General features: G+C 43.2%; 18 protein-coding genes. 9 read left to right on the forward strand and 9 right to left on the reverse strand.

Going from position 1 to position 20,723, the window contains the following annotated elements; all coding sequences use genetic code 11:
• Window positions 1–3: 3 nt before the first annotated feature.
• A complete protein-coding gene (locus tag ACXAGK_RS04460) occupies window positions 4–1,158 on the reverse strand; it encodes a patatin-like phospholipase family protein (protein WP_474854364.1) in 1,155 nt (384 codons plus the stop codon).
• A 218-nt stretch (window positions 1,159–1,376) separates the two neighbouring features.
• On the opposite strand from ACXAGK_RS04460, the gene ACXAGK_RS04465 reads away from it, so the two are divergent.
• A complete protein-coding gene (locus ACXAGK_RS04465) occupies window positions 1,377–2,405 on the forward strand; it encodes a 2-dehydropantoate 2-reductase (RefSeq protein WP_474854489.1) in 1,029 nt (342 codons plus the stop codon).
• Window positions 2,406–2,465: 60 nt separating this feature from the next.
• Here ACXAGK_RS04465 and ACXAGK_RS04470 read toward each other — a convergent pair whose 3' ends face one another.
• Window positions 2,466–4,994: a response regulator gene (locus ACXAGK_RS04470; protein ID WP_474854366.1), complete on the reverse strand. Its 2,529-nt coding sequence runs from the start codon at window positions 4,992–4,994 to the stop codon at window positions 2,466–2,468.
• A gap of 117 nt (window positions 4,995–5,111) precedes the next feature.
• Between ACXAGK_RS04470 and ACXAGK_RS04475 the strand changes: the two genes are divergently transcribed.
• A complete protein-coding gene (locus tag ACXAGK_RS04475) occupies window positions 5,112–5,471 on the forward strand; it encodes a VOC family protein (RefSeq protein WP_474854368.1) in 360 nt (119 codons plus the stop codon).
• Window positions 5,472–5,582: 111 nt separating this feature from the next.
• Here the strand turns inward: ACXAGK_RS04475 and asd are convergent, their stop codons facing one another.
• Window positions 5,583–6,707, reverse strand: coding sequence for an aspartate-semialdehyde dehydrogenase (gene asd / locus ACXAGK_RS04480; protein WP_474854370.1), 1,125 nt, complete (start codon window positions 6,705–6,707; stop codon window positions 5,583–5,585).
• 46 nt (window positions 6,708–6,753) lie between these two features.
• Between asd and ACXAGK_RS04485 the strand changes: the two genes are divergently transcribed.
• The 3 genes from ACXAGK_RS04485 (at window position 6,754) to ACXAGK_RS04495 (ending at window position 8,699) form a co-directional block, all read left to right on the forward strand.
• Window positions 6,754–6,933, forward strand: coding sequence for a hypothetical protein (locus ACXAGK_RS04485; RefSeq protein ID WP_474854372.1), 180 nt, complete (start codon window positions 6,754–6,756; stop codon window positions 6,931–6,933).
• A gap of 189 nt (window positions 6,934–7,122) precedes the next feature.
• Window positions 7,123–7,926, forward strand: a complete 804-nt coding sequence (locus tag ACXAGK_RS04490) for an SDR family NAD(P)-dependent oxidoreductase (RefSeq protein WP_474854491.1) — start codon at window positions 7,123–7,125, stop codon at window positions 7,924–7,926.
• Window positions 7,927–8,132: 206 nt separating this feature from the next.
• The gene (locus ACXAGK_RS04495) at window positions 8,133–8,699 is read left to right on the forward strand and encodes a cytochrome b (protein ID WP_474835124.1); all 567 of its coding nucleotides are present in this window, start codon (window positions 8,133–8,135) and stop codon (window positions 8,697–8,699) included.
• A gap of 104 nt (window positions 8,700–8,803) precedes the next feature.
• On the opposite strand, the gene ACXAGK_RS04500 is transcribed toward ACXAGK_RS04495, so the two are convergent.
• Window positions 8,804–9,760: a 2OG-Fe(II) oxygenase family protein gene (locus ACXAGK_RS04500; RefSeq protein ID WP_474854374.1), complete on the reverse strand. Its 957-nt coding sequence runs from the start codon at window positions 9,758–9,760 to the stop codon at window positions 8,804–8,806.
• 299 nt (window positions 9,761–10,059) lie between these two features.
• On the opposite strand from ACXAGK_RS04500, the gene ACXAGK_RS04505 reads away from it, so the two are divergent.
• Window positions 10,060–10,830 carry a CmcJ/NvfI family oxidoreductase gene (locus ACXAGK_RS04505; protein WP_474854376.1) on the forward strand — a complete coding sequence of 257 codons (771 nt, stop codon included), beginning with the start codon at window positions 10,060–10,062 and terminating at the stop codon, window positions 10,828–10,830.
• Window positions 10,831–10,846: 16 nt separating this feature from the next.
• Here ACXAGK_RS04505 and ACXAGK_RS04510 read toward each other — a convergent pair whose 3' ends face one another.
• From ACXAGK_RS04510 to ACXAGK_RS04525, 4 genes are all read right to left on the reverse strand, one after another.
• Window positions 10,847–12,451 (reverse strand): sensor domain-containing diguanylate cyclase, encoded by a 1,605-nt coding sequence (locus tag ACXAGK_RS04510; RefSeq protein ID WP_474854377.1) that lies wholly within the window; start codon window positions 12,449–12,451, stop codon window positions 10,847–10,849.
• Window positions 12,444–12,887 (reverse strand): hypothetical protein, encoded by a 444-nt coding sequence (locus tag ACXAGK_RS04515; protein WP_474854379.1) that lies wholly within the window; start codon window positions 12,885–12,887, stop codon window positions 12,444–12,446. Before ACXAGK_RS04515 ends, ACXAGK_RS04510 begins: the two co-directional genes overlap by 8 nt.
• A gap of 9 nt (window positions 12,888–12,896) precedes the next feature.
• Window positions 12,897–14,141, reverse strand: coding sequence for a hypothetical protein (locus tag ACXAGK_RS04520; protein WP_474854381.1), 1,245 nt, complete (start codon window positions 14,139–14,141; stop codon window positions 12,897–12,899).
• A 169-nt stretch (window positions 14,142–14,310) separates the two neighbouring features.
• Window positions 14,311–15,225, reverse strand: coding sequence for a LysR family transcriptional regulator (locus ACXAGK_RS04525; RefSeq protein ID WP_474854383.1), 915 nt, complete (start codon window positions 15,223–15,225; stop codon window positions 14,311–14,313).
• Window positions 15,226–15,341: 116 nt separating this feature from the next.
• Here ACXAGK_RS04525 and ACXAGK_RS04530 point away from each other — a divergent pair, with 116 nt between their 5' ends.
• The 3 genes from ACXAGK_RS04530 (at window position 15,342) to ACXAGK_RS04540 (ending at window position 17,536) form a co-directional block, all read left to right on the forward strand.
• The gene (locus ACXAGK_RS04530) at window positions 15,342–16,331 is read left to right on the forward strand and encodes a zinc-dependent alcohol dehydrogenase family protein (protein WP_474854384.1); all 990 of its coding nucleotides are present in this window, start codon (window positions 15,342–15,344) and stop codon (window positions 16,329–16,331) included.
• A 187-nt stretch (window positions 16,332–16,518) separates the two neighbouring features.
• Window positions 16,519–17,016, forward strand: coding sequence for a M48 metallopeptidase family protein (locus ACXAGK_RS04535; RefSeq protein ID WP_474854386.1), 498 nt, complete (start codon window positions 16,519–16,521; stop codon window positions 17,014–17,016).
• Between the two features lie 100 nt (window positions 17,017–17,116).
• Window positions 17,117–17,536: a CBS domain-containing protein gene (locus ACXAGK_RS04540; protein WP_474807835.1), complete on the forward strand. Its 420-nt coding sequence runs from the start codon at window positions 17,117–17,119 to the stop codon at window positions 17,534–17,536.
• Between the two features lie 145 nt (window positions 17,537–17,681).
• On the opposite strand, the gene ACXAGK_RS04545 is transcribed toward ACXAGK_RS04540, so the two are convergent.
• Window positions 17,682–20,723, reverse strand: a complete 3,042-nt coding sequence (locus ACXAGK_RS04545; RefSeq protein WP_474854388.1) for an efflux RND transporter permease subunit — start codon at window positions 20,721–20,723, stop codon at window positions 17,682–17,684.

Below are 20,723 nucleotides of genomic sequence, written 5' to 3' on the forward strand. Positions count from 1 at the left end.
CGATTATGCCGTCATCCGCTTATCTTCTTTCTGCGCACTCATATTCTGTTTTACACGAACAGGGAAGGGCAATGAAAGTAAAGGTCGTTTTTCTTTCACCTCTTGATCTTTAACCTCTTCAATATTCTTCGCAACGCGAATATTATCGCTGCCCAACGTTTCGGCTTCGTTCTCTTTGGTAAGTACTGCAACCGCTTCGCTTTCCAATTGAGTTTTTGATGCGCTTTCTGCTTCTAGAAAAGCAATACCTGCCTTTTTGCCAAGGTTGTAATCGTGACGAAGCTGCGCATCAGTACTGCCTAACAGCTTACTTTGAAGTTTGTTAGGTGCAAAAATTTGAATTACCTCAACTCCTTCAGGTGGATTTTCGATAAACGCTAATTCTTTTTGATACGCATGTTCGTGCTGCAGTAAATAGTCGATAGTTTTTGGGCAGGTTCCCGTTGCACACATTACTGCGCTTAACTTTTGTAGCCAAGGTGATTGAGCTTGAAAACCCTTATCAACGGTTCTAATCACCACGATTTTTGTAGCGCCCCGGATATAAGCTTCTGTTACGGGCAAAGGCGCGGCTAAACCACCATCTAAGTAAAAATCTGTATTGGCAGCTTGCTTGGCTTCAATTTCAGTGTGAAGCGGAACGCCTTGTTTGTATAACAAGGGCAGTGCGCTCGATGCTTTAATCAATTCAACCCAGTTGTTTTGGCTCTTCATAGGGTTTAGAAAATATGCTTTTCTGTCTCTAGAGTTCGTAGCCGTAAACAGTATTTCTCTGTCTGCCACATTGCTTTTAGCCGTATCTAAATCTAATAAACGGTTAGCTTCTTTGGTTTTATCAAAGTACCAGTCTAAATCGACAATATGTTTGCCCATTAAACCGCGGCCCATCTGAAAGAAACGCTTATGTCGTGTTAAGCCGCGAATAAGGCGTTTTGCATACCCTTTTTGACGTGCAACAAAACTTGTTAAATTTTGCGAGCCTGCCGATGTGCCAATAAGGATATCGAAGGGGTCATGCCCTGCATCTAACCATGTATCAAGTACACCCGCTGTGAAAATACCGCGCTGACCGCCACCTTCTGCGACTAAAGCAACTTTGCTATTAGCAGAATTTCCAGCATTACGAGCATTAGTTGATGCAGATTGTTGACCGAACATGATGACCCTCTATTTGACCATATATGTGTTGACTACTTGGTCTAATTGTATGGAGATCACGTGTTAGGGGAAAATTGAAAGATTGAATCACATTAATAGGAAATAACTGATACAAAACGTTTTTTGTTATTACTGTGTGATTTTTATGTTTACATTTCGATCGTTACGAAGCAGTCTGAATAAATAACAGAAAGTTAGGCATGATAGGAAAAGTATCAATGAATATCGTGGTGTTAGGCGCGGGTAGTATTGGTTGTTATGTTGCAGGTTGTTTGTTGGCGTCCGGCTTTGCGCTTAATGGGTCTAATACGCTTACACTTATTGGTCGACAGCGATTACACGACGACATCGTAGCAAATGGCTTGAAAGTGACAGGCTGGCAGGGCCGCAATCAAATGATCGACGCTCATCACGTCAGTTTTTCATTAAACAACGATAGCTTAACTAATGCAGAGATCATTCTACTATGTGTTAAAAGCCAAGATACCGAGAGTGCTGCCAGCATAATTAATCAGTTTGCAAAGCCTCAAGCACTTGTTGTCAGTCTGCAAAACGGTGTGCGCAATGCTGATTTACTACGACAACATCTAGAACAAGTTGTTATTGCAGGCATGGTGCCTTTCAATGTCTTTTACAAAGGAAAGGGGCACTTTCATTGTGGTACAGAGGGAAATTTAGCTTTAGAAGATCCCTATAATAATTGCGCAGAGTTAATGACGGCGCTTGAAAACGCTTCCTTGCCGGTGACGGTTTATAGAGATATGGCAGCGGTGCAGTATGGCAAGCTCATTATGAACTTGAATAACGCGGTAAATGCTTTGTCGGGCATACCGCTTAAATCTCAACTAGGGGATAGGCAATACAGGTTGGTTATGGCTAAAGTATTGTCTGAAGCATTGAGGGTATTAGAAGCGGAAGGAATTACTCCAGCAAGAACCGGTAAAGTCATTCCCAAACTGATGCCGACAATCATGAAATTACCTAACTTTTTGTTCAAGGCGGTTGCTGCATCAACGCTTAAGATCGACCCGGAGGCACGCTCGTCCATGTATGAAGATCTGTTGCTGGGAAGGCGAACTGAGATAGATTATTTAAATGGAGAGATAGTCAGGTTGGGCAAAAAGCATCATATCGCGACACCGGTCAACGCCTATATTGTTGAACTAGTTAAACAGAATGAGCAAAAGCAACAAGGAAGCCCGTGTCTATCGGCAGAGGCTTTGCTACCTACTGAAAAACATCAGTAAAACTTACCGTCAGGAAAAAACTGATTAGCAATCTATTTGTGCACAACAAATAAATAGCGATTAATCGGGTAAAAGGAACTTTTTAAGCGTATTAACCAAGTGCACTTTATCAACCGGTTTACCAACGTGAGCATTCATGCCCGCGGTTAAGCATTCGTCGATATCTTGCTGCATTGCATTTGCAGTCAACGCCACGATCGGCGTATTTTTCTTAAGGGTTTGGCGGATGTGTCGTGTCGCGCTTATGCCGTCAACCTGCGGCATCTGTACATCCATAAGAACTAAGTCGAATTCTTGGTTTGCCATTGCATCAATGGCCTCTTGTCCGTTAGACGCATGATGCAGATCCAAATTAAACTCTTCCAATAACGCCTTCATTACCTCTACATTGATATCATTGTCCTCAGCTAATAAAACTCGCTTTCCAACCAATAAATAGTGAGAATCTTCTTCGTTAGCTGCAGGAGGCATACTGTCTGCGTCAGCAGCTTTAGCAAAGCTTACGTCAAATGAAAATGTGGTTCCCTTGCCAAGTTCGCTTTCAACAGTTAAATAAGAGCCCATTAATTTAAGCAGGTTGTTGGTAATATTAAGCCCCAATCCTGTACCGCCGTATTTTCGCGCGATAGAACTTTCCGCTTGCGTAAAAGGCGTAAACAGCTTTGCTTGGTTTTCTTTAGATATGCCAATACCGTTGTCCTTGACCCAGCAATGAAGGGTGCAATGACTATCGCAAGCCTCAGTAACGCGAACACCTATCTCGACGATGCCATCTTTAGAAAACTTGATGGCGTTACTGAGCAAATTAGCCATAATTTGCTTAAATCTGAGTTCATCGAACATCAGCTCATTTTTGAGGTTTTCATCAACATTTAGCACTAGGTTCAGAGCTTTGCGCTGCGCTTGGTCAGAAAAAATGTCAATTAATGCACTAATACTCGATTTTACGTGATGCGGTCCTATCGCTAACGTTAGTTTGCCGGCTTCTATTTTCGAAAAGTCCAATAGGTCATTAATAAGCTGTAGAAGCATTTCCGATGCAGTGACGATTTTCTTTGTTAAATCTTTCGTTTCTAAATCAGATGAACGTTTAGCTACGGTTTGACCAAAGCCAATTATGGCATTCAAGGGCGTGCGGATCTCATGGCTAATATTTGATATAAATTCTGACTTGATGCGGCTGTGTAGTTCGGCTTTGTCTTTTGCAGTCGAGTACAGTGCATTCGCCTGTTTTGATTTTTTTAGCAGAATTAAAATGATTACAATGGTAACCATCGTTAATGCGACCAACACAGAAAGTAGCATTGAGAATAACTCTTGTGTCTGTTGCGCTTCGTTTTTCAACTTTAACGCTTCTTCAAAAGCTTTGTTCTCATTCTCAAGTAAGTTCGCTCTCTCTTTTTCTTGGGTAATTTGTTGAACCAAGTTAGCGCTTTCAATTAGTTCTAAATCTTCGTACTTTTTCGCTTGTAAATATGCTTCGTGAAACACCTCAAACTGTTCGAACGCTAATTTATAATCACCTTTTGCTGCGGTGATATAAGCCGCAGTTTTGTCTAACTGGGCACGCCATGTCGTTTGTTCATCCTCCCGATTTTCATCATAAAGCTCGCGTGCAAGCGCTAGCGACTGATAGGCCTCATCTAACTCGCCTAAAGTAAGGTGTGCTTCTGCTTTCAAGCGATAAATTTCACTATTGTAAAAAGATGAGGAGAGGGGATGGGCTAGTACTTTTTCAGATAGCGCTATTGCAGCTTTTAATTCTCCAGCACGATAGTAAGTGGTTGCTATCCCGTAGGTTGCTAGAAATTCTGAATAGTTAATATCAATTTTTCTATCGTGTTCAACGGCGCGTTCGAAGTAGCCAATGGCGTTATCATAATCACCTAAATTTCGATATAAAATACCAATGGCATAAAGGTTGTCGCTTTCTAAAATCCGTTGATTGGCTGCTTGGGCGCCAGCTAGTGACTTTTCATAAAAGCGCAATGCAAGCTCGTAAGCCCTTACCGACTGATAGTAATCTGCCACGATAGAATCGTAGAGAGGCCTGAGGTAAGAAAGTTCATGAGCGATCAGCAAATCATTAACCGTATTAATAAGCTCTGCATTAGGAGCGAAAACCTGCCCCTCACTATAAGTAAGAATTTGGTAGATTAGGGCATAGGCTTTGACATCAGCGGGAAGGGATGGCGTAGAAATTAACGCGTCAAAACGTTTGTAAGCTTCTGTGTAGTCTGCACTTATGCCATACATTCTCGCTATTCCTGCTGCGATAATGAGGCCATCTCTGGATTTATCTTCTAGCTCTTTTAATTCGCGTAAAATATTGTCATTCGGTCGCTGATGGATTAACAATTGGTAGCGAGCGTATAAAGCGGCGACCGTTCTTTTTTCGTCTACTATCAATGTATCTGATAGCAAAAGCGTTTCTAACTCATCAATTGCAGCGCCTATTGGCGTGGGCGAGACAGTTTCTACTTGCCGACTGATTTCGTTAACCCGGTCAGCTATCGAAGCGTGAACATGAAACGCAGCAAAACTTATTGCAAACACACATAATAATGTAGAACAAAAAAAACGGGTCAAAGTCAGGGGCCTCCCATGCGAATGCAGCCTCTATATTAAACGATTAAGGTAGTTTATAACTTAGTCAATAAGTCTAAACTATTCGAAGGTACGACAACATTTCAAGGAGAAGAGAAAATGAATGAGAGTATTAAACTCAACTACGTAGAGTTTGGGTCATTAAACTTAAACGCATCTAAAACGTTTTTTGAATCTGCGTTTAACTGGAGCTTTACTGACTACGGTAGTGAGTATAGTGCCTTTAGTAATTCAGGGTTGGATGGCGGCATCTTTGCAGCGGAACGGGTTTCAAAAGCAGAGAGCGGGGCGCCCTTGTTAGTACTTTATGCTAGTAATATTGCTAAAGCACAACTTAATGTAGAAAGCGCGGGCGGAACAATTACCAAACCATTATTTGATTTTCCCGGCGGGTGCCGTTTTCATTTTGTAGAGCCTGGCGGCAATGAACTTGCTGTTTGGTCTGAGTCGGCAAACTAGTATCATACTCTTTTCTAATGTTTTACGTACATTACGAGGAATACTAGAAATAAAAAACGCCTTACCAGTCAATGGTAAGGCGTTTTAGGTTTTACTGAGTAAAATTAAGTTTTAGTTTTGCTCAAGCACAATACGCAGCATTCTGCGAAGCGGCTCTGCAGCGCCCCATAAAAGCTGATCGCCAACGGTGAACGCTGAGATATACTCAGGGCCCATGTTAAGCTTGCGGATACGACCTACTGGAATAGACAGCGTACCGGTTACCTTGGCTGGCGTGAGTTCCTGCATAGTCACTTCACGATCATCAGGCACGACTTTTACCCAGTCATTGTGTTTCGCTAAGATTTCTTCAATCTCGCTAACCGGCAGATCTTTCTTCAATTTAAGCGTAATCGCTTGGCTGTGACAGCGCATGGCACCTACGCGTACGCAAATACCGTCGATAGGTACTTCGCTGCCTTTTATGCCTAGAATTTTGTTTGCTTCGGCTTGGGCTTTCCACTCTTCACGGCTTTGACCTGAAGGTAGCTGTGAGTCGATATACGGGATCAGGCTTCCTGCAAGAGGAACGCCGAATTGCTCACTTGGGTAGTCTGCGCTTCGAATAAACTCGGACACTTGCTGATCGATATCTAAAATTGCGGTAGCAGGATCTTCTACTTTATCTTTTACATTGCTGTGAATAGCGCCCATTTGGCTAATAAGTTCACGCATATGCTTAGCGCCTGAGCCTGAAGCTGCTTGGTAAGTCATTGGCGATGCCCACTCAACAAGGTCTTTTTCAAATAGACCTCCTAGCGCAAGCAGCATAAGTGACACTGTGCAGTTCCCGCCAACGTAAGTGCGAATGCCTTTTTCAATACCATTATCAATTTCTTTACGGTTTACTGGGTCTAGTACAATGACCGCATCATCTTTCATGCGAAGGGCTGACGCTGCGTCAATCCAATAGCCGTTCCAGCCTGTTGCTCGAAGGTCATCATAAACGGCTTTCGTGTAGTCACCGCCCTGACAAGTAATAATAATATCTTGTTTTGATAGCGCCTCGATGTCGTGCGCATCTTCTAAAACACCTGCATCTTTGCCAGCAAAGTTTGGCGCTGCAATACCCTTTTGAGAGGTGGTAAAAAAGGTGGGCTCAATGTGCGCGAAATCTTGTTCTTCTTGCATTCGCTGCATTAAAACTGAGCCAACCATACCGCGCCAGCCCACTAAACCTACTTTTTGTTGTGACATTAAACTGAGAACCCTTGTTACTAAAATGAAAAGTACTTCATCACTTATGTTTGTAGCAATAGGCCAATACCCAGACCTTTTCATTCATTGGTGTGTATTGGAGAAACATAAAAGTGATGTCGAGCGCCGCGTGCCTAGCGCACTGGCGCAATACCTGTCGTTTTTATTTTTATCTCCGCAGTCTAAGTGTTATTTGGCGCGCTGGCTAGATGGTTTTTATAAATAATCTATCGCTGATATAAGCATTTTGAACACGATGAAAATGTAAGCTGTTTATTATATAGATTATCTTGAAACTGCTTTAACAAAACCTGCGCTTATCGAGTTTAGGCATTATTGATAATTTAATGTTAGGCAATTAATTAAAAGAAAGATTGAGCCAGAATTTTTTAAGAGAATTAACGGGTAGAGAGCAATAATGAAAACAATATTGATTACAGGTGCCACTGACGGCATTGGTCTAGAGACGGTAAAAATGTTGGGCAAAGAAGGTCACAACGTAATTTTACACGGTAGAAATAACGCGAAACTGGAGAGTATAAAAGGTGCGCTAGAAGCTCAATTTCCAGGAAGTACGTTTGATACTGTTCAAGCCGATTTATCTTCGTTCGATGATGTAAGGCAGCTCGCAATTGCAGTAAAAGCCAAAAATAAACATCTAGATGTATTAATAAATAATGCCGGCGTATTTACAATGGATAACCCCGTCACAAGCGCAGGCCTAGATGCCAGATTTATGGTAAACACCATAGCGCCTTATATGCTCACTCTAGGGTTAATCGATGTAATGGACGCACAAAGTAGAGTGATAAATGTGTCATCGGCTGCACAGGCTCCTATTAATTGGAGCGCGTTACGCGGTGAAATTCAGCTCTCAGATGGTGCTGCCTACGCGCAAAGCAAGCTAGCGATTACCATGTGGACCATGAACTTGGGCAGTAAATACAAAAATAATGGCCCTAAAATGGTATCGGTAAATCCGAAGTCGCTTTTGGGCAGCAAAATGGTGAAAAGTGCTTACGGCATTGCTGGGGGCGACCTGAAGCTTGGCGCACAAATTTTTATGGATGCCGCTTTCTCTGACCGTTTTGCTGATGTTGCAGGAGATTACTTTGATAATGACCACAATACCTTTGCTGCACCACATCCGTTTGCTAATGATCCTTCTCATATTAAGACGTTAATTGCCGAATTAGACACCATCATCGCTGCGCATTAACTTTTTGATGCGCTGTAAAATTAGCTCCTCTATTTTACGCTCTGATTAAATAGACAAAACTTCAAACACCTTGCTAGTGAAAAATAGGCCTACAAATTGCTTTGATACTTATTGGTAATCCCTCACAATGTGTGAGGGATTATAAAATGTTGAGATACGTTAGACGAATAATGTAGTTCTTAACATGGACAAGAAGTGAGGAAAGCATGCAGTACGATAGCCACAACAAATTTGCTACGACAACCGTATTTTTACACTGGCTGGTGGGGTTAACCATTATCGGGTTACTCGCTACCGGCATTTACATGTCAGAAAATGGTGTTTATGCGCTTTATCCATGGCACAAGGCCATTGGTTTTATCATCTTATTTGTCGCGTTAGCCCGCGTAATATGGCGTATGAAGAACGGCTGGCCCAGTGCAGCTGCTAACTACAAACCCATTGAACACAAGTTAGCCACAGTGGTGCACTGGGTTCTGATTATTGCAACATTAATGATGCCTATATCAGGTTTAATGGCCTCGGTACTTGGAGGGCACGGCCTATCCGTTTTCGGGTTGGAAGTATTTGCCCAAAACTTTAGTGTAGAAGACCCAGAAAAAACACTGCCTATCAATTACGAGCTGTCTAAGCTGGGTGGAGCGATTCACTTCTATTTAGGATACACCGTAATTGTCGCTTTATCGCTACACATTGCTGGCGCGCTTAAGCATCACATCATTGATAAGGACGGTACGTTAAAGCGCATGCTGGGTAAAACAATTAGTGAATAAAGTGTGAAGCACTTAAATACATCTATCTAGATGTACCATTGAGTGAGTAATAGCACGAAGATGAAAAAGAAAGCCGAGTTATCTAATAACTCGGCTTTTGTATATTAGAAAGGCGCAAAACTATCTTTTGGCGCGTTAGGAACTGTCCATCTCGATTTGGCATCAGCTTTTGACGTTGGCAAAACGCCCCGTGGTATTTGCATACTATCGCCATATAGCCATAGCACCATGTTAGTTCTGCTGCCACCAGTAATAGGCTGCGCGGCGTGAGGTACACTGCCTCTGTGAAGCATAGCAACACCAGGTGCAAACACTGTACGTGTTACTTTGCCCGTTTCCTGATTAAAGAAGTCAACTTCCGACCCTTTAAAGGTTTCCCCTGGCACATTTAGGTTGATATTCATTGTCGCAGCAGACGCGTCAGTGTGCGGTCTAAGCGATGTGTCCATGCCTTCCTGATATTGAATTGAAAACCCAAACGTCTGGCTATCGAACCCCATTACTTCAGGAAATAGCAAACGCGAAATAGGGCGCATGTACTTGTCCATGATTAGGTTATAAAACGTTTGGAACGCAGGTGCGGCCAAGTAACCTTCAGAACGTGCATCCAACATGCCGCCGTTGCGATTTAGCGCAATACCGTAAGGAGGGCGAAGGGGGATGCCGGCATCGGCTACACCGTCTAAATAAGCGCGCAGAAGATGAAGTTTTTCAACATCAACTAGCTGTGCTTGATATACACCTGGCAGAACCTCTTCCCATAAATTTGCTACAGCTTGTTCTTTAGCTGGGTCTTCCCAAGCTAGCGTAACAGCATTGCGAAGCGGTTCGCTTATCAAGTTTTCTGTTACCCATTCAGCTAACTGCTCGTTTTGCTTATCCCATTCCCGCCATGCGCTCTTAAGTAATATGCGGTTGCTGTCCCAAAAGCGTTGAACCGACGGCGCTCGTTTTAACATTTCATCGCGACTAGGAAGGACTAGCGAGCGAGCTTGTAGCAAGGCTCCGTCTGTTGCTTCAACGTTATTTATAGTTGCTGTTTGCGTTTTTGAAAGGGTCATAAATATTCTCCGTTTAAATGCACTGTATCGGCGCAGGTTACTCGTTTGCATTGATGACAGTGCGTCGATGGCAAAAGAATATTGCACTTTTTAAAATTTAAAAATGCGTTATTTATAGAGTCAGAATATAGATTTTGTTGAAAATTGAAGTATGCCAATAAATTATCAATAAAAACTAAATACTGCTTCAGTACTTATGGGGTTTTTCATTCAAATTGCTGTAGGTATAGTTCGCGACCTATTTAACGCTTCGTCTTAAAAAACGAATAGCGTGCAACTTTTTAATGGGGGTAGATAAGATGAATGCTTCAGTTAATTACCACGTAAGAAAGCCTTTTACACAGGCATTTGAGTTTGATGTAGATGGTATTGATGGCAACTTGATATCGCCCGAACTTTTAACGACCAATGTTAATGTCGTCGACATACGAAATAGCGACGTTAATATTGGTTTCAAAACCCATGGAATTACTTTTTTAGAAGGGCTTAAGGCGGTTCCTTACCCATTCAATCAAGATGAAGAAGCACTATATAATCGTAAAATAGTGGAACTGCTTCAATCACAAATTGGTGCGGAAGAAGTCTTGGTATTTGATCATACTGTACGTATCGATGATGAAAATGCGTCGCGCAGACCTGCGAGAAACGTGCACAATGATTACAGTGAAAAAGGCATTCAAAAGCGTCTTATTGATTTAGTTGGAGAAGAAAAAGCCGCTGAATATCACAAAGGGCACTTTGGTTTCGTAAACCTGTGGAGACCCGTTGAAAACACCATCATGTCTTCTCCCTTAGGCTTTATCTGCCCTGACTCCATGGATGTCGAAGACTGGATAAACATTGAGCTTTGGTATCCAGACCGCAAAGGGGAGATTTTAGGCGTAGCACCTAACCCTCAACATCGTTGGTTCTATAAATCTAAAATGCGCGTGGATGAAGGTATTATTTTTAATATTTACGATAACAGTGGGATCCACCACTTAGCGCACAGTGCATTAGACATGAGCGAAGAAGGCGCTAAAAGTACAACGCGTAAGAGTATTGAAAGTAGGATGCTGGTTAAATATTAAGGTGGCGTGAAGAGCGCTAACTCATATCTTCATCATCTAGCCGGCACTGGTTAGCAAAGATAAGGTAGTCGTCTGGCGCCAATACTTTATTTTGTTTTGCTTGATACATGGCAATGTCAGCGAGTTTAATCAACGCATGCATATTACTGCTTGATTTAGGAAAGAAAGCGACCCCAACGCTCATTGAAACCACCGTTGGCTTGCTTTCGTTATTAAAATAAAAAGGTTGTTTAACGCCAGCATTTACTTTGTCTACCACTTTCTGAACCGACGCTTCATCATCCGCTTGCAGTAACAACATAAATTCATCGCCGCCCCAACGTATCGCGACATCGTTTTTGCGTATTTTTTCTTTTAATTGCTCAGCAACAAAAATGAGAACTTCGTCACCCGCATCGTGACCGTAAATATCATTTACCGCTTTAAAACCGTTAAGGTCAATCAGTGCCAACGCGAACTGGTGTTCCTTTCTCATGAGTTTGGTTATGAGCTTTTCACCGCCATTTCGATTGTAGATACCCGTTAAAGCGTCAAAATCTGCTTGTAGCGCAAGCTTTTGTAACTCTTGTCTACGACTCGAAATGTCATTTAACGTAAGCTGGTAGTAACGTTCACCTTCTTCTGTCAATAATGGGCTAGCAATAAGTTGAACCCAAATGGCAGTGTCATTTGCGCTACTTTTTAGCTTGTACTCTCCCGTCGCAAACTCGTTTCTGGCAAACGCTTCTTGAAGTGCTGACTTCATTGCCTCAGGGGTGTCGAATAGCTCATCTAACAATTCACCATAGTCTTGCTTTATTCCAAGCCCGGTTTTTTCCACTAAGTCATTAAACGCTTTATTACGAAGTTCTATAATGCCGTTTTCAGCCATTAACACGGTTGCTGTTTTGGCGTTTTCAAACAGCATCCTGAAGCGTTTTTCAAGAAACTCGATTTCTTCTCTTAATTGTCGTTCTTGGGAAAATTGCTCTTCAACTTTGCTCAGCAGTTGGTTGGTATCTTTTACCAGAGCGCCGATTTCACTTTTAGCGTGATAATCGGGCATATCAATTCTTTCGTTTGTTCCTGGTGTAATTTTATGCAGGGAGCGGCCTACACGTAGCATCGGTGAGATAATAATGTAGTAGGTGATGAACAACGCAACAATGCCCACAACCAGTGCTTCAGCGTACAAGGAGTAACTATTGTCGGTACTTATTTTTTCCGCCTGACTGATAATGTATTCAAAGTTTGGATATACGTTAACTTCAGCAAGTGACTCCTCTGGCATAAAGGGATGTCTAACCACAAATACCCGAGGTTCAATGCTTTTATTGATAGCTTCAGTTACATTCGTCTGGTAATAAAGGGCCTCGCTTTTTATAGAGGCCGCTAGAATTTTGTCAGTTTTAACCAAACCATTTATGGCTTCTTTTGCTAAGTCTTCATCTTCTAAAAAAGCCGCGATGGATGCGGTTGCACCAACGGTTTGATAAAGCTCTTCGATATCTCTGTTAGCTTCGTTTATTTCGTTTTCATAAGTTACGCGATAAAAGAATTCAGCGGTAGTAAGTACCACTAACATTGCCGCTGCGACTAAAAACAGCGAAAAACGAAAACCTAGACCTTGTACGTTAATCAAAACGATACACTACCTTCATGTTGCTGGTGACCGTCGACTCATAAACATAGGCCAGTGCTGATTCGTCTTCTTCAAGCCGCACCTTAACATCGTCGATGGTTTGCTCTACCGCAGGAGGTTTAACGCGGCCTGAGAATTTTAGTCGCGACCAATAGGCATTAACCCTTGCAAGAGGAAGGCCAACTAAAGACTTATAGAATTGACTTTTTAGTTCGGGATCTAGTTCTACATCAATAGGTGTGGCTTCTTTTCCATTTGGGAACGCCGAGTATTTACCCATAAATAAATCGATTAAGCCTTTTTTATCCAATACCTGCACCTCGTTGTTAGGGTTAGTGACAACGACAATTTTTTCTTGCGCTTGCGCCATAGAAAACATGCTTAGCATTAGTAGTGTTATAACAGTTATCAAGGGGATGGGGTTTAATAAATACATACTCCCCCCTTAAAAGCTAAAACTTAAGGCGAGGAATAGGGTGTGTGCTATACCGCCTTCATCGTCAACGACTAAACCATCGCGGGCACGAAGGCCGGTACCTCTTGCTTTAACGTTGGTTCGTTCAACTTGTGCCTTAAACGCTAGGTTTTCTCGTAGGTCCCAGCGCCAGCCCACAGAGAATGTCTTCTGCCGGTGAGCCAGTGTACTGGCCACTTCTTCAACAAACATAGCGAGTTCAGCTGTAGCAGGAATGATGGGAAATTCAGGCTGCTCTTCGCTTAGAAAGTAGGTATCGGTTTCTGCAAAAGAAAATAGACCGTAAAAGGTATGCGCACCATAAAGGTAACTAATATTTAGAAAACCGTTAAAAGAGGGCCTTAATGCAACAGATTCTGAATCAATATGCGAAAGTTCACCGGATACTTCCCAGTCGCCTAAATATCGGTTGGCATAAAGAGAAGTATATTGAATAGTCGCGTCGCGCAGTCGCAGTGAGTCCGAAAAGTCGACCGCGCCGCTCCAAAAAGGTTGTAATAAATCTACAGCGGAGGTGACTTGTGCTATATCGAAATTATCGTTATCAGCTTCGGTGCGTGTGTGTTTTAACGCTACGCTCCAATCAAAAGCGGTTAATTCAATGCCAAGCGTGCGTAAATTTTCAAAGGTGATAGGTTCGAAATCTTTACTTGAAAAGTCGCTTTCTCCTTTACCCCAAAATCCTTTAACTGATAAGTTGAAGTTTTCATAACGTTTCAAGTAACTGATATCAGCGCCATCAAGGCTTCTAGCCGGGACAATGCCGTAAACTTCTGTAGGCACTTTCACCCAAGGGTAGGCAATAGATACATCCCTCGTATCACTAAAATGGAAGATATCGGCTGCAAGTCTTCCGGCTCTAACCTGCCACGAATGCGTTAGGTTATAGCGCAAAAAAGCCATCTGCGTTATTGAGTCTATGTCCTGCTCATCTTGCTCTCTATAAACAAATTGCCCTACGAAGTCGAGGTTGTCTGATAATGTGTAATCAAGTTGCACGCCAATCAAACTCAAAGGCTTAAACGCAAAGCCGTCTTTTTTCGCAAATTCTGCTTGCGAACGGTCGTTTCGAAATTGATATTTGTTGGTATCAGCGGTAGCGGTTGCTAAGGTGCCGAAACCGCTTATATTAAGTTTGCTTTGTTCTGCTGCTGCAATGTTAGCTAGCAGCAGGCTGAAGATGGCCGTGAAGAATAAGTACGGCTTTTTCATCATTGTATTACCCAATTTGACGTCTGCGTTAAATGTTGCCGAAAAAGCATTGTTTCGACAATTTTACTTTAGTACAAGCATAGTAGAGAAACGGAGAAGCTACTGAAAAATTGGTGTTTTGTTTTGCTAACCAAAAAAGTAAGAAAACCAGTTTTCTTAATATTAGATAATCCTAAAGAACTACGCCGTTTAACTTTTCGTCCCAATACGGTGTGCCGCTAAAGCGTTCAGCTAAAAAATCAATAAACGCGCGGACCTTAGGAGCTAATAACCGGTTGCTAGGATACACTGCCCACAGTGCACATTCGGTATCTAGTGGGTAGTCTTGTAGTATTTGAACTAATTCGCCGCTTTCTAAGTGAGGGTAGCTGCACCAGGTAGCAGTAAGGGTGATACCACAGCCTTGAATACAGGCGTCGCGTACCGCTTCACCATTGTCCATACGCAAGTGATTAGGCGTTTTAATTGAAGTGATACCTTGGCTGGCTTTAAAGTCCCACACTTCTAAGCCGGTAAGATTAACTATTTTGTGATTTTTGAGATCTGCTGGCGTTTCTGGCTTACCGTATTTTTCAATATAGCTTTTTGACGCCACAATAATGCGTTTATCATCAGCTAGCTTTTTGGCATGTAAATTAGAGTCTTTTAATTCGGCGTCGCGAATGGCGACATCAAAGCCACCTTCTACTACATCTAAAATACTGTCGCTGAACCTGAAATCGATATTTAGCTGTGGGTATTGTTCTAAAAATTCAGGGATCGCAGGCACTAAATGCATTCGACCAAATGAAGCAGGGGCGGTGACTCGCAGTGTACCTTGTGGAGTCTGCGCTCCGCTACCCACGGCTGCTTGCGCAGTTTCAATACTGTCTAACACTTCTTGCGCATGGGGCAGAAAAAGCTTTCCATCATCGGTAAGTGACACTTTTCGGGTGGTTCGATGAATAAGTCGAACACCTAGCGTTTCTTCCAGTTTGCCAATATGAGCGCTCGCCACAGCAGGTGAAATATTAAGTTCACGCCCAGCCAAACTAATATTGGCTGTGCTCGCAATTCGCACAAAAAGCTTAAGGTGTTCTATGTTCATTTGGATTATCAATAAAATCTAAAAACTGTTTGCCTTTATACACTAATTATCATCTGAAGTTCTAGTGCTTATGATTAGTTCCGTACCCAAACAACAGGCTTTAAAGGAGCTTAATCATGAAAGCGATGGTAATAAACGAATTTGGCGGTTCAGAACAATTTACTCAAAACGATATTGCAGAGCCTTCTGTAAAGGCTGGCCACGTAATTGTGCGTATTGCAGCAAGCAGCGTTAACACAATCGACATGATGATTCGTCAATCGGGTGCCGACTTACCCTTTGCTCCACAACTACCTGGCGTGTTAGGCATGGACTTCGCCGGCACTGTTGAAGCTGTTGGTGAAGGCGTTACAGACTATAAAGTAGGTGATGAAGTTTACGGCTGTGCCGGTGGTCTTGGCGATTTACAAGGCTCACTTGCAGAAAAAATGCTGGCCGATGTTCGCCTTATTGCTCACAAACCTTCGTCTCTTTCTATGAAAGAAGCGGCAGCCATTCCTCTTGTAGGTATTACTGCGTTTGAGGGGCTAACTCGCGCACTCACCAGTGAAGGCCAAAAAGTACTCGTTCATGGCGGTGCTGGTGGAGTAGGGCATTTAGCAGTACAACTTGCCAAGCATATGAAGGCAACCGTATTTGCTACAGGTGGCTCTGATGAGCAAAAGGATATTATTGAATCTTTAGGTGCAACCTACATCGATTTCCGTAGTGAATCAGTTGAAGACTACGTAAGTAAATACACTGATGGTAACGGCTTTGACGTGATTTTCGATACGGTTGGCGGTAATAACCTTCAAAACTCATTCGCTGCTGCAAAATTAAACGGTCAGGTTTCGACTACTTTATCTTTACTAGAAACCGACTTGTCACCAGTACACTTTAGCGGGCTAAGCCTGAACGTCGTGTTTATGTTGTTGCCTATGATCCACAACGTGGGCCGTGAAGCACATGGCGAAATTCTAAAAGAGCTGGCAAGTATTGTAGATGCAGGCGCACTAAAGCCAATTATTGATGCCGAAGACTATACATTCGAGCAAATCGCACAAGCTCACGATCGTTTGGCAAGCGGTAAAGCAGTAGGCAAAGTTGTCGTTACCGTAGACTAGTTTTTTCCTTTCAAGTTTAGGTAAACAAACTTCCCGTAGTGCTTCCCTTAGCACACCCTTCGCCGCAGTAATCTTTACTGCGGCTTTTTTATTTGTATCTTTTATTTAAAAGCGTCGTTTGGTATAGGTCAGTGCTATCTACACAGTTCAAATGTTTTATAATTCTCTGTGCAAAGGAGAACTAAACGTGAATGAATATGCCCGGTATTTTAATGGCTACCCTTCAACTATTGTAGAACAAGCCCTACAGCTAATTTCGGACAATCGGCTAAAAAGCTACTTGTTGAAAAAATATCCTAAAGCCCATGATATAACTACAGATAAGCTGCTTTACCAGTACGCGACGAATTTTAAAAAGCAGTACTTAAAAAATACGCCCCCATTTGGGCGCGCCGCGTTTAAGAAACAGGGGGATATGGTTACCAATGCGTTAGGTACGCATACCTACCGTATGCAAGGTAAAACGCGCAAACACGACTTAGCCATTAATAGTGATTTGCTGCGTGCACCTGAGCCTTTATTAAAGGCCTTAGTAGTACACGAGTTGGCGCACTTTAAAGAAAAGGACCACAACAAAGCTTTCTATAAACTTTGTTGCTACATGGAGCCGGATTACCATCAGCTTGAGCTAGACTTGCGGTTATTCTGCGTGGCCGTTGCGATGGGAGAGAATCCTTATGGGTAGTACTTATGCCTTGATCTTAGGGGACGTCTATTATTGTAGTGCCGCTTATACGGCGATATAGCGGTTAAAGTGAAAGATGTTAAGTGAATAAGGAGTATTGATGAGCATTGCTAAAATTATGTCTACTCGTGTAGTCAGTGTGCATATGGACGATAGCTTGCAGTCATTAAGAGAGCTATTTGCGGCAACAGGGTTTCATCATTTGGTTGTGGTTCACGATAACAAGCTTCAGGGCATTATATCCGACAGAGACTTAATGAAATCGGTTAGCCCTTTCGTCGACACGTTAAGTGAGCGTATGCTTGATCGAGCAACGCTTGATAAACGAGCCCATCAAATTATGACCCGTGAAGTGATAACGCTAAATCCCACTGATTCAGTATTCGCGGCCATTGAGCTTTTCAATACGCATAAAATTTCCTGCATTCCCATCATTGATAAAGATAAGCACCCAGTTGGCATGGTGTCGTGGCGAGATGTAATGAAGTTTATGCAAAGTAGGGTGGAGGCTAAGCGCTAGCTCTGATCTATTTAGCCCTACTTTGTACTATTTGTTTGACTTGGGTTAATTGTATTATTTTAACGATGCCCTGCAACCTTTAGGCATAGAGGCCCTTCCACCAGAGCAAGAAACGCTTTTCGGTAGAAAGGCCAACGATGATTTGTTAGCTTTTGCGATAGCTAACTTTAAACAGCAAGCTATAAAGCACGGGCACAGCGATAAGCGTAAGCACTGTGGCGAAGGCCAAGCCGCCCATAATCGTCACAGCCATGTCAGCAAAGAAGGCGTCGAATAGCAGCGGTGCCATACCTAGTATGGTAGTAACTGCCGCCAATGACACAGGACGTACACGGCTTATTGTGGCATCGACTATCGCTTGTCGAATGGCCAACCCTTCTTCTATTTGAAGGTCAATTTCTTCAATAAGCACTATGGCATTCTTAATAAGCATTCCAAACAAGCTTAAGAAGCCGAGTAGTGACATAAATCCAAATGGCATATCAGTACCCAATAAGCCTGTTACTACGCCCACTACAGCCATAGGTACCACAAGCCAAATGATAAGTGGCTGGCGTGCATGACCAAAGAGCAATACCGAGATAATAAACATAACTAAAAAGCCTGCGGGTAAGCCTGCGCCCAGCGCTTTTTGTGCATCGCTAGAGCTTTCAAATTCGCCGCCCCATTCCAGGGAATACCCTGATGGCAGGTCAATGTCTTCAATAAGTGGGCGAATTCTAGCTAATGCTTTGGCCGCGGTTTCATCGTCACCCGGTTCGGCTTCTACCGTAATGGTGCGCACACGGTCGCGACGGTGAATACGCATTTCTTCAGTCATTAGCTCTAAGCCTTGCGACACCTGTGTGAAAGGCACGTACTGTCGCTGCTGCGTAGACCAAACTTGCGACTCGCGTATTGACTGAAGCTCGGTATCTTCTGCTTTACCCATTTTCGCAACAATGTTGTAGGCATAGTCGCCGTCTTGCACTGTACCTAGCTGAACACCGCTACTTGCGTACTGTATGGTTTGGCTAAAGTCGCTATGCGATACGCCAGCAATACCTGCGTTGTAGTTATCAAACTGCGTGTTGATGGCAAAGCCTTTTTCACGCCAGTTATGGCGTACGTCTTTTATTTCTCCGTCAGCAAAGAGCAAAGCCTTAGCTTTTTCCGCTAATTCACGAAGCACTTCAGTATCTGGGCCAGAAAACCTTGCTTCCAGTTTTGCACCAGAGCCGGGCCCAAACTGCATGCGTTCCATATAGAAATTGGCGTCGAAATCTAAGTCAGTAAGCTTGTTTCTAAGCTTCTCTTGAATGGCTGGGATGTTATCCAGTTCATTCGCCCGAACCATGAAAAAAGCATAGTTTTCGTTAGCGCTTTTAGGTGCATAAGTAAGGGTAAAGCGATCTGCACCCTGGCCAATAAAAGTAGTTACAGCCGTCACGTTTTCCATTGCTAAAATGCGTGATTCAGCTTCTTTTGCAATGATTTCAGTTGCACGAATGTCTCTGTCTTGCGGGCCCCAATAGTGCACAAAGAATAGCGGCGCATTTGATGGTGGGAAGAAACCTTGCTTTACCATACCAAAGCTTCCATAAGCCACGATAGTAATAACAAACAATGCACCAATAGTTACCCAACGAAGTTTAAGTGCGCCTAACAACGTGCGCTTGAACCAGCGCTGCGATGCTGAGAGTTCGTTGCCTGCAGTCTGACCCATACCTTTGCGGTAGAAATAAGCGCCGAGAACAGGCACTAACGTTACTGCTAATACCCAGCTGATCATTAGTGAAACTAAGACTACGGCAAATAACGAGTAAAGAAACTCGCCGGTGGCATCGTTTGAAAGGCCTATGCCTGAAAACGCTGCAATTCCAATAACGGTTGCGCCAAGTAGCGGCCACTGTGTGCGCTTAACAATAAAGCTGGCAGACTCTTTAGCGGTTGAGCCAGTGGCCATGCGAAGCATCATACCTTCAGCAACCACAATAGCGTTATCTACTAGCATACCCATGGCGATAACCATAGCACCAAGGGATATACGCTGAAGCTGAATATCCATCAGCCACATCACAAGAATAGTACCTAGTACGGTAACAAGAAGCACAGAGCCAACGACTACACCTGAGCGCCATCCCATGAATAAACACAGGGTTAGAGTAACAACGGCGACTGACATGACAAGGTTATTAATAAAGCCAGTTACCGACTCATCAACCACTGAAGCTTGGTCGTATATGGGCGTAAGCGTAATGCCAACAGGTAGCTCTTGAAGTAGCTTTTCTACTTTTGCGTTTACACGTTCGCCTACATCAACAATATTTACGTCAGTCAGTGCTGAGACCGAAAGCGTTAACGCTTCTTCGCCATTGTAGCGCACGTGAACAGGTTGTATGTCTGCGGGCTCTAATTTCAATGTGGCAATATCGGCAACTCTAAGTGAACGGTTAGTGCCCGGCACTACCACAGAAAGGTTTGAGATTTCTTCAAGCCTATCTGGTGCGCGCTCTACAATTAAGCGTACATTCTTCTCGTCTACTTTAATCCGACCACCATTAAAAGGCCGTAAGTTATCTTCAAAAAGGGCGGCGAGATCAGGGAAAGAAATGCCCAAGCCTGCTAGTTGGTAGGGGTTTATATACGCCACAATTTGTTCTTTTTGAACGCCTGTCACATTAACCTTAGCTACGCCCTCTGTAGTAAGCAGGTCGCGGCGTATAATGCGGGCAAACTCGCGAAGTTCTCGTGTATCAAAATCCGGCGCGCTTAGCGCGTAATACAGGCCGTATACATCGCCAAAATCGTCGAACACTATGGGGTCTTGTGCGCCGGTGGGCAGTGAACTGGCAGTGTCCCGAAGGCGCTTTCTTAATTCATCCCATATCTGTGGCAAGAGGTTACTGTCGTAAGTACTCTTAACTTCAACGGTAATTTCAGATAGTCCCGGTGAGGAAACTGACGTCACTTCTTTTAACTGCGGCATTTGCTGAATGGCAATTTCCAAGCGTTCAGTGACTTCACGTTCTACTTTTTCAGCACTGGCTCCAGGATAGTTTGTGTATACCTTTACTTGTTTGATGGTAAACGCAGGGTCTTCTAAGCGACCAATTTTGCTCATGGCCAAAATGCCGCCTAAAAGCAGGATGACTACCATTAGCCAAATGTTGACGGGCTTATCAATTGAATAGCGTGCGATATCCAT

Source organism: Alteromonas sp. ABM1_013 (assembly GCF_056160505.1).